A 13,814-nucleotide genomic window follows, 5' to 3' on the forward strand; every position below is an offset into this window, starting at 1 on the left:
GAGAGTGATGCCATGAAAGAGACAGCCACATTTCACGATCTGAAAGGCGCGTCGGTGTTCATCACCGGTGGTGGCGCGGGCATTGGTGCGTCGCTGACGGATGGGTTCATGGAGCAGGGGGCGCGGGTCGCTTTTGTCGGACGGTCGGATGCCACGGAATTCTGCGACGAGATGGAGCAGAAGCACGGGGTGCGCCCGCTGTTTATGCAATGCGACATCACCGATACAGAACTGTTGAAGTCTTGCATTGCGCAGGCGGCAGAGGCCCATGGTCCGATCACCGCGCTGGTGAACAACGCGGCCAATGACAAGCGGCATGCCACGATGGACGTGGATTCCGAGTTTTGGGATTGGATGATTGCCATCAACTTCAAGGCGTATTTCTTTGCCTGTCAGGCGGTGATCCCGGGGATGCAGGCCGCCGGTGGCGGGTCAATCATCAATTTCTCCTCCATCAGCTACATGATGGGGAATGCAGGCTATCCGATCTATACCGGGTCGAATAGCGGCATCAACGGGATGACCCGGTCGCTGGCACGCGAGTTCGGTCCCGACAAGATCCGGGTGAATGCGCTGGCGCCGGGCTGGGTGTTGACCCAGAAGCAGCTGGACAAGTGGGCGACGCCCGAGGGGTTGGCCGCCCATATGGAGCGTCAGTGCCTGAAAGAGCATCTGGAGCCGCGCGATATAGTGGGTGCAACGCTGTTCCTGGCGTCGGAGACGAGCCGCATGATGACCGGCCAGTCGATGGTGATCGACGGTGGTGTTGTGGTGACAGGCTGATGGCAGATGTTGCGTGGATTGCCGTGGATTGGGGAACGTCGCATGTGCGCGCGTGGTTGATGCGCCGTGATGGGTCGGTTCTGGATCGGCGGTCGTCGGCGCAAGGGATGGGGACACTGGACCGGGCCGGGTTTGAGCCCGCCTTGCGGGATCTGGTTGGTGATGCGTTGCCCGCGCCGGTTCTGGCCTGCGGCATGGTGGGTTCGCGGCAGGGGTGGGCAGAAGCGCCTTACAGTGCCGTGCCCTGTGCGCCGCCTTCGGCTGCAGAGGCTGTTCGGGTGTCCGGCACTGACCTGGATGTTCGTATCCTGCCCGGTGTGAAGCAGGCCAAACCTGCCGATGTGATGCGCGGGGAAGAGACGCAGATTGCCGGGTATCTGGCCACGTCACCGGGGTTTGACGGGGTCATCTGCCTGCCCGGCACGCACACCAAGTGGGTGCATGTGAGCGCGGGTGAGATCGTGAGTTTCCGCACCGCCATGACGGGCGAGATGTTTGGCCTTTTGTCCAAGCAATCCGTGCTGCGCCATTCGATGGGCGACGGCTGGGATGCTAATGCGTTTGCGGCAGGCATTGACCAATCCCTGTCGCGACCCGAGGGGTTGGCGGCGGCCCTGTTTTCGCTGCGGGCCGAAAGTTTGTTGGATGACTTGGCCGAGGATGCGGCGCGGGCGCGTTTGTCTGGCCTTTTGATCGGGGCCGAGCTGGCGTCCATGCGGCCGTATTGGCTGGGCCAGCAGGTGGCGCTGATCGGGGCGGATCGCTTATCTGATGCCTATGCCACGGCCCTTGCGGCGCAGGGCGTGCCGTGCCAGCAGGCCGACGCCGAAGACATGACACTGGCGGGACTGACCGCCGCATATACCCAGATATATGGAGAGGCCGCATGAGCCGTGAGATCATTGCCATCCTGAGGGGTGTGACCCCGGACGAGGCCCTTCCGATTGCAGATGCCTTGATCGCCGCAGGTATCACGCGGATCGAAGTCCCTCTGAATTCGCCCGATCCCTTTGACAGCATTGGGAAAATGCTGGAGGCGCACGGCGATCATGCAATGATCGGCGCAGGCACAGTTCTGGATGTGCAATCCGTCGAGCGTCTGCACCAGATGGGCGCGCATATGGTTGTGTCACCGGATGCAAATGCATCCGTCATCGTGGCGACGAAGCAGGCGGGTATGATGTCCTTTCCCGGCGTGATGACACCGACCGAATGCTTTGCGGCGCTGCACGCGGGGGCTGATGGTTTGAAGCTGTTCCCGGCCTCGCTGCTTGGCCTTGAAGGCTTGAAGGCGATTGGCGCCGTGCTGCCCAAGGGAACCAAGACCTATGCCGTGGGCGGCGTGGGACCGGCCAATTTTTCGGAATGGTTTGCCGCCGGGATCACCGGGTTTGGTATCGGCTCGGCCGTGTTCAAGCCCGGTATGTTAGTGGCTGACGTGGCATCGCGCGCGGTGGACATGGTGGCGGCCTACGACGCGGGGGCGTGATGCAGGTCTTTGATGACACGGCGTGCGCTCTGGGCGAGGGGCCGATGTGGCACCCCGAGCGGGGCGAGTTGTTTTGGTTCGACATTCTGGGCAAGCGCATGTTCGCGAAGGGTGCGCAGCGCCGCGAATGGCAGTTTGACGAACATGTCTCGGCCTGCGGTTGGGTGGATCGGGACACCTTGCTGATGGCATCGGCTTCGGGTCTGTGGCGGTTTGACATTCCGACGGGTGATAGGGAACTGGTGACCGCGCTGGAAGCGGACAATCCGGTGACGCGATCCAATGACGGGCGCGCCGACCCGCACGGTGGGTTCTGGATCGGGACCATGGGCCTGAATGCCGAAGCCTATGCCGGGGCGATCTATCGCTTCTACAGAGGGGAGCTGCACAAGCTGTTTGACCGCATTACCATTTCCAATGCGATCTGCTTTGCGCCCGATAGCACGCGCGCCTATTTCTGCGACACGTTTTCGAAGCAAATACAGACGGTTGCATTGAATTCAGATGGCTGGCCCGAGGGGGAGCCAGAGGTCTTTCTGGATCTGAAGGGCGAGGGGCTGAACCCCGATGGCGCTGTCGTGGATGCAGATGGAAACCTTTGGAATGCGCAGTGGGGGGCCAGCCGTGTGGCGGGTTATAGCCCGGCGGGTGCGTTTGTGCGCGCCATTGATGCACCCGCATCGCAAACAAGCTGTCCGGCCTTTGGCGGGCCGGATGGCACCACGCTTTTCGTCACAACTGCGGCAGTCGGGCTGGACGAAGTAGAGGGAGGGAAAACCTTTTACGGACCCGCTGGCACAACAGGCCAGCGCGAACATCGGGTGATCCTATGAAACGAACATTGGGGGTGTGTTATTACCCTGAACATTGGCCCGAGGCGCAGTGGGCCGAGGACGCGCAGCGCATGGCCGAACTGGGCCTGACATGGGTGCGGATTGGCGAATTTGCCTGGAAGCGGATGGAGCCGCGCGAAGGTGAATATGACTGGGGCTGGCTGGACCGCGCAATCGAGACTCTGGGAGCTGCAGGACTGAAGGTCGTGCTGGGCACGCCAACAGCCACACCACCGAAATGGGTCTGCAAGAAGCATCCGGACATGTTTGCAGTGGACGAACAGGGCCATGCGCGCGGCTACGGATCACGCCGGCACTACTGTTTTTCGCATCAGGGCTTTCTTGAGGAATGCCGTGGTATCGTGCGTGCCGTCGCAGAACGCTATGGCCGCAACCCGCATGTGGCCGCTTGGCAGACCGACAATGAATATGGCTGCCATGACACGGTCATCAGCTATTCCGATGCGGCGCGGGGCCGGTTCCGCGGCTGGTTGCGCGGACAGTTTCCGGGGCAGGGGAATGACGGCGACATCGACGCGCTGAACGCCGCTTGGGGCAATGTGTTCTGGTCGATGGACTATGATGATTTCGACGAAATCGCCCTGCCGAACCTGACTGTGACAGAGCCGAACCCGGCCCACGTGCACGCCTTTCGCCGCTTTGCCAGCGAAGAGGTCGTGGCCTTCAACCGCGCGCAGGTCGACGTCATTCGCGCCCATTCTGATGCACCCATCGCGCACAACTACATGGGTCGCGTGACCGAGTTTGACCATTTCAAGGTCGGCGATGATCTGGATATCGCATCTTGGGACAGTTACCCGCTTGGATTTCTTGAGGACCGAGTGGGTGCAGATGCCGCACATCAGCGGGCCTATGCGCGGCAGGGTGACCCGGATTTTCAGGCCTTTCATCACGATCTTTACCGCGCCGTTGGCAAGGGCCGCTGGTGGATCATGGAGCAGCAGCCCGGTCCGGTGAACTGGGCGCCGTACAACCCGTCTCCCTTGCCGGGGATAGTGCGGTTGTGGACTTGGGAGGCCTTTGCCCATGGGGCAGAAGCCGTGTGCTACTTCCGCTGGCGGCAGGCCCCTTTTGCTCAAGAGCAGATGCATGCCGGGCTGTTGCGCCCGGATTCGGTTGCTGCCGAGGCCTTTGGTGAAGCCGCGCAGGTTATGGAAGAATTGGGGGATGCCCCTGATGTTACGCCTGTTCAAGCGCCTGTTGGGATCGTCTTTGATTATGATGCCGATTGGGCGTGGTCTGTGCAGCCGCATGGGGAGGCCCTGAGTTACTTCGGGTTGGTGTTTGACTGGTACCGGGCGTGCCGGAAGCTGGGGCTGTCGGTTGACATCTTGCCATCCTCGGCCCGTGAGTTTTCTGGCTACGCCGCCGTGATTGTGCCGGGTATGATACATGTGCCGCTTGACTTGAAGGTTGCGCTGCAAGCCTCTGATGCACAAATCATTCTGGGGCCGCGCACGGCTGCGCGGGATGCCGATTTCAATATTCCGACCCCGCTGCCGCCCGGATGGCCCGGGAGTGATCTGGTTGTCAGCCGTGTGCAATCCATGCGCCCCGATCTGCCTGTCCCGATTGAGGGTGGTGGTCACGTTCATCTTTATCTTGAGCAGGTTGAGGGTGGTGGCGAGATTGTCTTGCACACCGCCGACGCGCCGGTGGCTGTGCGTCTGGACGCCCAGACAACCTATGTCGCGGGCTGGGGCGATGATGAGGCGCATATGCGTCTGATCGAGGCGGTCGCGCCTGATCTGGCAACAACGCACATGCCAGAAGGCGTGCGATGCCGCGACACGGGGACCGAACGGTTCTGGTTCAACTACACCGATCAACCGGTGCAGGTAGAGGGGCATGCGCTGTCCGCTGCGGGGGTTCTTCGGCTGAGCCTGTAACGTTTACGATTGAGGGTCGGGCACCTCCTGTCATATATATTTCATGGAATCGTGAAATAGATGTGGACCATGCTGCTCGACCAACTCTCGACCCTTAGCCATCCTGAGCGGATGCGCGTGTTTCGCCTGCTGATGCGGCGCTGTCCTGATGCGGTGCCAGCGGGTGAGGTTGCACAGGTGCTGGGGTTCAAGCCCTCGACCACCTCGGTCTATTTGTCGGCTTTGCAGAAGGCTGGATTGATCCATCACACCCGCGATGGGAATTCTCTGCGCTATGCTGTGAAGTTGGACGGGGCGCGGGACATGGTGGCGCAGCTTTTCACGGATTGTTGCAATGGTCGGCCCGATTTGTGCCCGCCCGCAATGGTCGATCCGCTGCAAAGGATGGCGCCCATGTCTGACCATAAACATAACGTTCTGTTCATCTGTACCGGCAATTCGGCCCGGTCGATCTTGGCCGAAGCCATTATGCGCCATGAAGCGGGTGACCGGTTCAACGTCTATTCTGCCGGGACGAAGCCATTTTCGGAGTTGAACCCTTTCGCCGTTGAGATGCTTGCGCAGAAGGGGATCGAGACGGGTAGTCTGCGGGCAAAAAACGTCTCGGAGTTTCAAGGCCCGGACGCGCCGCATCTGGATTTCGTCTTTACCGTTTGTGATCTGGCTGCGAACGAGGAATGCGCGGCATGGGAAGGGCAACCCATCAGTGCCCATTGGGGTCTGCCCGATCCGGTCAAGGCGGAAGGCACAGATGCCGAAAAACGACTTGCCTTCCAACACACCTTTGGCGCGATGCGCAACCGCATCATCGCCTTTACCGCGCTGCCGCTTGACACACTGAGCCGCGCATCACTGCAGAACGAGGTCGATGAGATCGGCCGCACCAAGGAAGACACATGACGACATACGCGTTGAACGGCTTGGGCCGGATCGGAAAACTGGCCCTGAAGCCGCTGCTTGACCGCGGGTGCGAGATTGCGTTTGTCAACGACGCGGTCGGCGATCCGGCCATGCATGCGCATCTGCTGGAGTTTGACACGGTGCATGGGCGTTGGGACGCCAGTTTTGCAGCGGATACCGACAGCATCACGGTCAATGGTACGCGCATCCCGGCGCTGTCTGTCCGCGCGATCGACGACCTGCCGCTGGACGGGGTTGATGTCGTGATTGACTGCACGGGCGTGTTCAAAACCGAAGCCAAGCTGACCCCTTACTTTGACGCGGGTGTGCAGAAGGTTGTTGTGTCTGCACCGGTCAAGGACGGAGAGACGGCGAACATTGTCTACGGCGTTAACAATGACGTCTACACTGGGCAACCTATTGTAACGGCTGCATCCTGTACAACCAATTGCTTAGCGCCCGTTGTTAAAGTGATACACGAAGGGTTAGGTATCAAGCATGGGTCGATCACGACGATCCATGATGTAACCAACACGCAGACCATCGTGGACCGTCCGGCCAAGGATTTGCGGCGCGCGCGGTCGGCGCTGAACTCGCTGATCCCGACGACCACTGGCTCGGCCACGGCGATCACGCTGATCTATCCGGAGTTGACAGGCAAGTTGAACGGTCATGCGGTGCGGGTGCCGCTGCTGAACGCCTCCCTGACCGATTGCGTGTTCGAGGTGGAGCGGGAGACAACCGTAGAAGAGGTGAATGCGCTGTTTGAAGCGGCTGCGAATGGGCCGCTCCAGGGCATTCTTGGGTACGAGACGCGGCCCCTCGTTTCAACCGACTACACCAATGATCCGCGGTCGAGCATCGTGGATGCCCCTAGCACCATGGTGGTGAACGGGACGCAGGTGAAAGTCTATGCCTGGTATGACAACGAATGGGGCTATGCGCACCGGCTTGTCGATGTGGCGCAGATGGTAGGTGACAGCCTTTGACCCGACCGGACGGGTTTGCAGCCTATGTGGCCGTGACGGCGGCCTACTGGGCGTTCATGCTGACCGATGGCGCCTTGCGCATGTTGGTGCTGCTGCACTTCAACACGCTGGGCTTTTCGCCGGTTCAGCTGGCCTATCTCTTTGTGCTGTACGAGATCGCGGGTGTTGTGACCAACCTGAGTGCGGGATGGATTGCCGCGCGGTTTGGGCTGACCTCGACGCTCTATGTCGGGCTGGGTTTGCAGGTGATTGCGCTTCTGGCCTTGGCACAGCTTGATCCGGCGTGGTCCGTCGCGGCGTCCGTTGTATTCGTCATGGCGGTGCAGGGGCTGTCGGGCGTGGCCAAAGATCTGGCCAAGATGTCATCGAAATCTGCCGTAAAGCTGCTGGCGCCCGCCGAGGGCGATGGGTTGTTTCGTTGGGTGGCGCTGCTGACTGGATCGAAGAATGCGGTCAAGGGCTTTGGCTTTCTGCTAGGGGCCGGGGCGCTGGCGCTGTTTGGCTTTGCGCCAAGCGTGCTGGGGATGGCCGCGATCCTTGCCGTGATCCTGCTGTTGGTGTTGCTACGCATGCCCGGGGGGCTGCCGGCCGGTCGGAAGGACGCGAAGTTCAAAGAGGTATTTTCGAAGAACCCGCGCGTGAACTGGCTGAGTGCGGCCCGCGTGTTCCTGTTCGGGGCGCGGGACGTCTGGTTTGTCGTGGGTATTCCAATTTATTTCTATTCGGTGCTGAGTGATGGCAGCCCGGAAGGGCAGCGTGCCGCGTTCTTCATGATTGGCATTTTCATGGCTGTTTGGGTGATCCTCTATGGTGCCGTGCAGGCCAAGGCGCCAGCTATGCTGCGCAGCGCGCAGAGGAGCGAGGCGGATTTGGCACGCGCGGCACGGTTTTGGGTCGGAACACTCTTTTTCGTGCCCGCTGTTTTGGCTGTGACCGTTTGGTCCGTGGGAACGCCGACGCTTTGGCTGACGGGTTTTGTCGTGCTCGGATTGTTGGTCTTCGGCGTGCTTTTTGCGCTCAACTCGTCGCTGCACTCGTATCTCATCCTTGCCTTTACCGATGCAAAACGGGTCACGATGGATGTGGGGTTCTACTACATGGCCAATGCTGCGGGCCGGTTGATCGGCACCGTGTTGTCAGGACTGGCCTACCAGCTTGCCGGCGTGTCCCTGTGCCTTGCAGTGGCGGCTGTGATGATCGTGCTGAGCTGGCTGTCGATTGGCCGGATCAGCGATAGGCCTGTATCCAGCCCAGCGTAGTGTCGGTATCATCAACGGGTTTGTATTCCGCACCCAGCGGATGTGGCCAGTCTTTGAGCGCGGCGAAGATGGTGGTGTAATCCAACTCTCCGTGATCCGGCGCGCCGCGGTCGGGGACAGAGGCGAATTGGATATGCCCGATTAGATCGCCAAGATCTGTGATGCGGGTCAGGATGTCGCCCTCGGTCCGGCCAACGTGATAGCAGTCGAACATCAGTTTGAGGTTGGGTGCGTTGACCTCGGCGATGATCGCGCGGGCCTGATCTGTCGTTTGCAGAAAGTAGCCGGGCGCGTCGTGGCGGTTGAGCGGTTCGATCAGGATCGTGCGCATGGTCGCTTCGCAGGCGTAGCGCAGGTTTTCGATGAACGTGGCATGGGCTTTGGGGCCGTTTGCAAAGCCGCACATGACATGGATCGCGCCAGCATCGACGATGTCGGCATATGCAATCGCCCGATCGATGGCTGTGCGGGCGTCGCCGGTACGACCGGGCAGGGCAGCGAGACCGTTTTCACCGCCAGCCACGTCTCCGCGCGAGGTGTTGAGACCCAGCATCGGCAGACCCGTTGCGTCGAGCGCGGCGCGCACGTCTTCCGCTGGAATGTCATAGGGCCAGTGGCATTCGACGGCATCGAAACCGGCCGCCTTGGCGGCATGGATGGCATCGGGCAGGGGGTGGTCGTTCCAGAGAAAGCCCAGATTGGCAGAGAACCTCATGCGTCCTCTCCGGGCAGGGTAAGGCTCGCGTTGCGGGCATAGACCTTTGCGACAGCGGCGTCGTCCTCGCCCCCGAGTCCCATCCCTGCGGCGGCAATGAACTGTTGGAGGGCTGCGGCGGTGATGGGGGCGGAGAAGCTGGACGACTTGGCGATGTCGAGCACGATGCCCAGATCCTTGGGCCAGATGTTGACCGATGAGTGCGGAGTGTAGTCTCCGTTCACGATATGAGGCGCGCGGTTTTCCAGCATCCAGCTGGACCCTGCACATTTCGAAATCACCTCGACAAACTGATCGGGGGCGACGCCTTGGGTCATGCCGAAGGTCAGCGCCTCGGCCATCGTGGCGATGTGTACGCCTGCCAGCAATTGGTTCACAGCTTTCATAGCCGAGCCGGGGCCTGCATGATCCCCCAGTTCGAAGACGGTTTCGGCGGTGGCGTCCAGAACGGGTTTTGCAGCGATAAAGGCATCTGGCGTGCCGGACGCCATGATGGACAAGGCCCCTTGGGCAGCCTTCACCGATCCGCCCGAAATTGGCGCGTCGAGGTAGTGGATGTTGTGGGCGTTGCAGCGCGCTTCCATGTCCTTGGCGAAGTCCGGGGGGACGGTTGCGCAGGCCATCACCACCGTGCCTGGTTTCAGATGCGGGACGATCCCCGCCTCTCCGAACAGGACTGTTTCGGTTTGGGCTGCGTTCAGGACAACCACGATGACGGCATCAAGCGTGTCTGCAATACTGGTGAGGTTCCCGGCTGCGCCACCTTCGGTGCGGAAGCGTTCGACCTGCGCCGGGGCGATGTCAAATCCGTGTGTTGTATGCCCAGCAGCCAGACAGGATTGGGCAATGCCATAGCCCATTGAGCCAAGGCCGATGACGGCGGTGGTGTGGGGCATATGCGTCTCCTGTCCCTGCGTTTGGCGCCATCATGGGCATCGCGGCCAGAAGGGCAAGAGAGTGTGGCCCCCGGCGTCGACGCCGGGAGCTTTGGGTCAGGCGAAGAACACGCCGTTGTCTTCCATGGGCAGTGCTGCGACGCGCAGGTCGCTGGCCGCCGCAATTGCGTTTGCGAGCGCCGGGGCCGCGGGCGGTGTGCCCGGTTCGCCTACGCCTGTCGGTGCCTCGGCCGAGGGCACGATGTGCACCTCGATCTCTCCAATGTCAGAGATCCTCAGCGGTTCGTAGTCGGGGAAGTTGAACTGATCCACGACACCGTCCGTCAGCGTGATCTTGTCACGCATGTTGTGGCCGATGCCGTAGCCTATCCCGCCTTCCATCTGTGCCTTGATCACGTCGGGGTTCACCGCGACACCACAATCGACGGCGCAGGTGACCTTTTCGATCCTGATTCCGTCTTCGGCGCTGCCGGAGATTTCCACGACTTCGGCTACGTAAGAGCCAAAGGATTTATGCACAGCGATGCCCTGACTGCGACCCTCGGCAGGGTTGCCCCAGTTTGCTTTTTCGGCGACCAGTTTCAGGACACCTGCCTTGCGGGTTTGGTCAGCTCCGTCACCTGAAAGGTAGGCGAGGCGGAATTCAACGGGATCAATTCCAGCCGCGGTGGCGGCCATGTCCATCATGACCTCCATGACATAGGCCGTGTGCGTGTGCCCGACCGCGCGCCACCACAAGGTGCTGGTTGCCTTTTCGGTGTCTGTCAGACCAAAGGCTCCACCCGGAATCTGGTAGGGGCTGTCTGATGTCCCCTCGATCGAGGAATGGTCGACGCCATCATGCACGGCGAAGGATTCGAATGGCGTGCCCTTCATGATCGATTGGCCAGCGACGCGGTGTTCCCAGCCGACGATGGTACCTGATCCGTCCAACCCGACACGCACTTTGTGTCCAAAGGCCGGGCGGTAGTAGCCTGAACGCAGGTCATCCTCGCGCGACCAGACCAGATGCACGGGGCGTGATCGGTCGGTGAGCGAGAAGGCGAGCGCCGCTTCGACCTGGTAGTCGGCGCTGGGCGTTGCCCGGCGCCCGAATGATCCGCCTGCCAGCACGGTCTTGATCTGCACTTTTTCGAAGGGCAGGTCGAAGATTTGTGCAATCGCACCATGGGGGATCGTTGGGATCTGGCACCCGTCATGCAGTAGAATGCCGCCGTCCTCGGTCTGCTCGATGGTGCAGTTGAGCGGCTCCATCGGGGCGTGGGCGAGGAGCGGGAAGTAGAAGGTTTCTTCGACTACGGTGTCCGCGCCATCAATCGCCGCTTGTACGGCAGGCACATCTGCGTTGTTCACATTATAGGTCGGTTCGGCCTCAAGTGCGGCGCGTATGTCTGCCTCGATCTGGTCCGAGCTGCGGGTTTCCGCGTTTGAGGTGTCCCATTCGATTGAAAGCGCATCGCGGGCCTGCATTGCGGCCCATGTATTTTCGGCAAAGACAGCCACGCCCGCCTTATTGGGCAGGATCGCGGTGCTGATGAACCCGTTGATCCCTTCGGCGTCTGTGGCATCGACACTGATGGCGGTGGCGCGTTGCTGTTCGGGGCGGGCAATCATGGCAACCATCTGGTTCGGGCGCCGAATGTCCATTGCGAAAACCGCTGTTCCGTTGCCTTTCGCAGCGCTGTCGAGGCGACGGACATCGGGGTTGCCGATCAGGCGAAACTCGGATGGATCCTTGAGGCGCGGTTCTGTTGGCGCATCGAGAGCGGCGGCCGCTTCCACAAACTGACCGAGGGGTGCGGCATTCGCCGGGCCGGAAATAATGCCGTCTTCGATTCTGAGTGTGCTGGCGTCCACACTCCATGCATCCGCTGCTGCTTGCAAAAGCATCTCGCGCGCGGCGGCGCCGGCTTGGCGATATTGCAGATAAGAGTTGGCCATTGCGGTTGAGCCGCCTGTGCCCTGCATCGGGCCGAAGAGGGTGTTGTTGTAAACCTGTGGGTTCGACGGGGCAAAATCATAGCCGATCTGGTCCATCAGCAGGCCCATTTCCTCGGCAATCAGCGTTGTGAGGCCGGTTGACGGACCCTGACCCATTTCGAAATGCTTGATGATGGCCGTCACCGACCCATCGGCACCAACCTGCACGAAGGGTGTCAGCATTGATGGATTTCCAGCGGCGGCTAGCGCGCCATCGGGGCGAATGCCGACCACCAATACGGCGCTTGCGGCTGCAGCACCCCTGAGAAAACTGCGGCGGGATGTGTTCACAGTCATGATCAAGCCTCCAGGATGTCTGCGGCGCGTTGAATGCCCGCGCGGATACGTTGGTACGTGGCGCAGCGGCAGGCATTGCCGTGCATGTAGTCGTCAATTTCCTGAGCCGATGGCTTTGGGTTTTCGGACAGGAGGCCGACGGCAGACATGACTTGCCCGGACTGGCAGTAACCACATTGAACCACGTCCAGTTCCACCCATGCCTGTTGCACAGCGGCCCCGATTGCGTTGTCCCCGATGGCTTCGATTGTCGTGATCTCTGCGCCTTCGACGTCCTCGATGTAGGTTTGGCAGGACCGGACAGGTTCGCCGTTCAGATGCACAGTGCAGGCGCCACAGGACGCGACACCGCACCCGAATTTGGTGCCGGTCATATTGAGTTCATCGCGTATGACCCACAGGAGCGGCGTACCGGGGTCAGCCTCCACTTCTTGGGTCTTGCCATTGATCTTGAGTGAAAGTGCCATGCCTAGATCTCCGTGGTGAACTTGGGTACTTAAAAAGATAGGGCGGCAGACTGGTCACGCCACCCTTCCGAGTTGAAATCGCGACCTGGCCCGCCGGTTTGTGATTGGCGGGACTGCTAACCGGTCAAAAGAGTGCTCGCGCCTTGCGTTGGCGCGTAGTTTCTGTCGCGGCGGCTGTGTTGCAGCCACGTTGCTGTGGCAGGCAAAATTCAAACCACATTAGTGCGTTCCGCGGATTACAAGCTGTGGTTCGACCCGGATCGTTCGACACTCTCTATCCGGATTGTTGATCCGATCGACAAGCAGATTGAGAACTTCCTGAACTGTCGTCTCAAGCGGATTCCGCACGGTGGTCAACTTTGTGATCTGCCAATCCGCCATGTCGGCATCATCGAAGCCGACGATCGACAAGGCGTCTGGTATGGCGATCCCAAGCGCGCGGGCCGCTCCGAGTGCGCCAATGGCCATGGCATCATTTGCGCAGACGAGCGCATCTATGTGTCCGTTTTCAGTGAGCAGGGTTTTTGCTGCGGCAAAACCACCGGCCACTGAAAAATCACTGGCCGCCTCCGCCTCTAAATCCAAGCCCGCGTTGTCGAGTGCGTTCAACACTCCTTTCCGCCGCTTCATGGAGGAATAGAACTGGTCCGGTCCACCAAGAAAACCGAATTTTTGCCGGCCCTTGGACACCAGAAATTCGGTCGCCAATTGCATCCCTGCCTGGTTCTTGCAGTGGACTGAATCGATGTTGAGCTCTTCGGTCGGGCGCCCGTAACAGATCATTGGAATACCGAGCTTGGCACATCGGTGGACAAGGTCTTTTGACATGCTGCCGCCGCGCACGATCAATGCATCCAGCGGAAAAGCCAGAGCCTCTGTATGCCCGTTGATCCGCGTCCCGCTGACAAGAATGGGCCAAAAGCCATTTGCATTGAGCGCACTGCACAATCGGCTGATCAGGGTTGTGTCATGGGCGTTGCGAATGTCCCCCTCGATCACCGCTACCAAACGGGAGCGTCCGCCCTGCAGGCCCGCGGCGAGTGCGTTTGGCTGGTACCCAATTTCGGCCGCGATTCCCAAGATCCGACGGCGCTTTGATTCTTCCAAATAGCTGCCTTTGGTGAAGGCACGAGACACCGCAGAGCGCGAAACGCCCGCACGATCAGCCACCATTTGAGCAGTAATACGTTTGCGTTTGGCCATATTTATAAGCGTTTCATTGATGTTTGGGGCATCCGCGTGCACCTTCCCGTTGTAGGAAAAACTTTTCAAGACGGAACTGAAACCGTAGCATCA

General features: G+C 60.5%; 13 protein-coding genes. 8 read left to right on the forward strand and 5 right to left on the reverse strand.

Annotated features, from left to right (window positions below; all coding sequences use genetic code 11):
• Window positions 1-12: 12 nt before the first annotated feature.
• Genes AC53L6_RS16385 through arsJ form a run of 8 tightly spaced genes read left to right on the forward strand, consistent with a single transcriptional unit; the run spans window position 13 to window position 8,163 of the window.
• Window positions 13-783, forward strand: a complete 771-nt coding sequence (locus tag AC53L6_RS16385) for an SDR family NAD(P)-dependent oxidoreductase (protein ID WP_496908627.1) — start codon at window positions 13-15, stop codon at window positions 781-783.
• Window positions 783-1,673 carry a 2-dehydro-3-deoxygalactonokinase gene (locus AC53L6_RS16390; protein ID WP_496908628.1) on the forward strand — a complete coding sequence of 297 codons (891 nt, stop codon included), beginning with the start codon at window positions 783-785 and terminating at the stop codon, window positions 1,671-1,673. Before AC53L6_RS16385 ends, AC53L6_RS16390 begins: the two co-directional genes overlap by 1 nt.
• Window positions 1,670-2,272 (forward strand): 2-dehydro-3-deoxy-6-phosphogalactonate aldolase, encoded by a 603-nt coding sequence (locus tag AC53L6_RS16395; RefSeq protein WP_496908629.1) that lies wholly within the window; start codon window positions 1,670-1,672, stop codon window positions 2,270-2,272. The genes AC53L6_RS16390 and AC53L6_RS16395 overlap by 4 nt, the downstream gene beginning before the upstream one ends.
• Window positions 2,272-3,105, forward strand: a complete 834-nt coding sequence (locus AC53L6_RS16400; protein WP_496908630.1) for an SMP-30/gluconolactonase/LRE family protein — start codon at window positions 2,272-2,274, stop codon at window positions 3,103-3,105. Before AC53L6_RS16395 ends, AC53L6_RS16400 begins: the two co-directional genes overlap by 1 nt.
• On the forward strand, window positions 3,102-5,015 hold the full coding sequence (locus AC53L6_RS16405; RefSeq protein WP_496908631.1) for a beta-galactosidase: 1,914 nt from the start codon (window positions 3,102-3,104) through the stop codon (window positions 5,013-5,015). The genes AC53L6_RS16400 and AC53L6_RS16405 overlap by 4 nt, the downstream gene beginning before the upstream one ends.
• Before the next feature lie 60 nt (window positions 5,016-5,075).
• A complete protein-coding gene (locus tag AC53L6_RS16410; protein ID WP_496908632.1) occupies window positions 5,076-5,915 on the forward strand; it encodes an arsenate reductase/protein-tyrosine-phosphatase family protein in 840 nt (279 codons plus the stop codon).
• Entirely contained in the window at window positions 5,912-6,904 is a 993-nt protein-coding gene (locus tag AC53L6_RS16415) for an ArsJ-associated glyceraldehyde-3-phosphate dehydrogenase (protein ID WP_496908633.1), read from the forward strand. The genes AC53L6_RS16410 and AC53L6_RS16415 overlap by 4 nt, the downstream gene beginning before the upstream one ends.
• Window positions 6,901-8,163 (forward strand): organoarsenical effux MFS transporter ArsJ, encoded by a 1,263-nt coding sequence (arsJ, locus tag AC53L6_RS16420; protein WP_496908634.1) that lies wholly within the window; start codon window positions 6,901-6,903, stop codon window positions 8,161-8,163. Before AC53L6_RS16415 ends, arsJ begins: the two co-directional genes overlap by 4 nt.
• Here the strand turns inward: arsJ and AC53L6_RS16425 are convergent.
• The 5 genes from AC53L6_RS16425 to AC53L6_RS16445 all read right to left on the reverse strand — a co-directional run bounded on the left by AC53L6_RS16425 (window position 8,132) and on the right by AC53L6_RS16445 (window position 13,721).
• On the reverse strand, window positions 8,132-8,878 hold the full coding sequence (locus AC53L6_RS16425) for a hydroxypyruvate isomerase family protein (protein ID WP_496908635.1): 747 nt from the start codon (window positions 8,876-8,878) through the stop codon (window positions 8,132-8,134). The genes arsJ and AC53L6_RS16425 overlap by 32 nt on opposite strands.
• A complete protein-coding gene (gene ltnD, locus AC53L6_RS16430) occupies window positions 8,875-9,774 on the reverse strand; it encodes an L-threonate dehydrogenase (protein ID WP_496908636.1) in 900 nt (299 codons plus the stop codon). Before ltnD ends, AC53L6_RS16425 begins: the two co-directional genes overlap by 4 nt.
• A 96-nt stretch (window positions 9,775-9,870) precedes the next feature.
• Entirely contained in the window at window positions 9,871-12,051 is a 2,181-nt protein-coding gene (locus AC53L6_RS16435; RefSeq protein WP_496908637.1) for a xanthine dehydrogenase family protein molybdopterin-binding subunit, read from the reverse strand.
• 2 nt (window positions 12,052-12,053) lie between these two features.
• Window positions 12,054-12,518: a (2Fe-2S)-binding protein gene (locus AC53L6_RS16440; RefSeq protein WP_299209142.1), complete on the reverse strand. Its 465-nt coding sequence runs from the start codon at window positions 12,516-12,518 to the stop codon at window positions 12,054-12,056.
• A 219-nt stretch (window positions 12,519-12,737) separates the two neighbouring features.
• Window positions 12,738-13,721 (reverse strand): LacI family DNA-binding transcriptional regulator, encoded by a 984-nt coding sequence (locus AC53L6_RS16445; RefSeq protein ID WP_299209145.1) that lies wholly within the window; start codon window positions 13,719-13,721, stop codon window positions 12,738-12,740.
• Window positions 13,722-13,814: the final 93 nt, after the last annotated feature.

The organism is Tateyamaria sp. LSS28, from assembly GCF_059611725.1.

What these genes read in the sequence shown, in the direction of transcription:
- AC53L6_RS16410 (WP_496908632.1), top strand. Translation starts at nt 5,076, where the DNA reads ATGTGGACCATGCTGCTCGACCAACTCTCGACCCTTAGCCATCCTGAG.
- AC53L6_RS16400 (WP_496908630.1), top strand. Translation starts at nt 2,272, where the DNA reads ATGCAGGTCTTTGATGACACGGCGTGCGCTCTGGGCGAGGGGCCGATG.
- ltnD (WP_496908636.1), bottom strand. Translation starts at nt 9,774, where the DNA reads ATGCCCCACACCACCGCCGTCATCGGCCTTGGCTCAATGGGCTATGGC.
- AC53L6_RS16435 (WP_496908637.1), bottom strand. Translation starts at nt 12,051, where the DNA reads ATGACTGTGAACACATCCCGCCGCAGTTTTCTCAGGGGTGCTGCAGCC.
- AC53L6_RS16415 (WP_496908633.1), top strand. Translation starts at nt 5,912, where the DNA reads ATGACGACATACGCGTTGAACGGCTTGGGCCGGATCGGAAAACTGGCC.
- AC53L6_RS16440 (WP_299209142.1), bottom strand. Translation starts at nt 12,518, where the DNA reads ATGGCACTTTCACTCAAGATCAATGGCAAGACCCAAGAAGTGGAGGCT.
- AC53L6_RS16385 (WP_496908627.1), top strand. Translation starts at nt 13, where the DNA reads ATGAAAGAGACAGCCACATTTCACGATCTGAAAGGCGCGTCGGTGTTC.
- AC53L6_RS16395 (WP_496908629.1), top strand. Translation starts at nt 1,670, where the DNA reads ATGAGCCGTGAGATCATTGCCATCCTGAGGGGTGTGACCCCGGACGAG.
- AC53L6_RS16405 (WP_496908631.1), top strand. Translation starts at nt 3,102, where the DNA reads ATGAAACGAACATTGGGGGTGTGTTATTACCCTGAACATTGGCCCGAG.
- AC53L6_RS16390 (WP_496908628.1), top strand. Translation starts at nt 783, where the DNA reads ATGGCAGATGTTGCGTGGATTGCCGTGGATTGGGGAACGTCGCATGTG.
- AC53L6_RS16425 (WP_496908635.1), bottom strand. Translation starts at nt 8,878, where the DNA reads ATGAGGTTCTCTGCCAATCTGGGCTTTCTCTGGAACGACCACCCCCTG.
- AC53L6_RS16445 (WP_299209145.1), bottom strand. Translation starts at nt 13,721, where the DNA reads ATGGCCAAACGCAAACGTATTACTGCTCAAATGGTGGCTGATCGTGCG.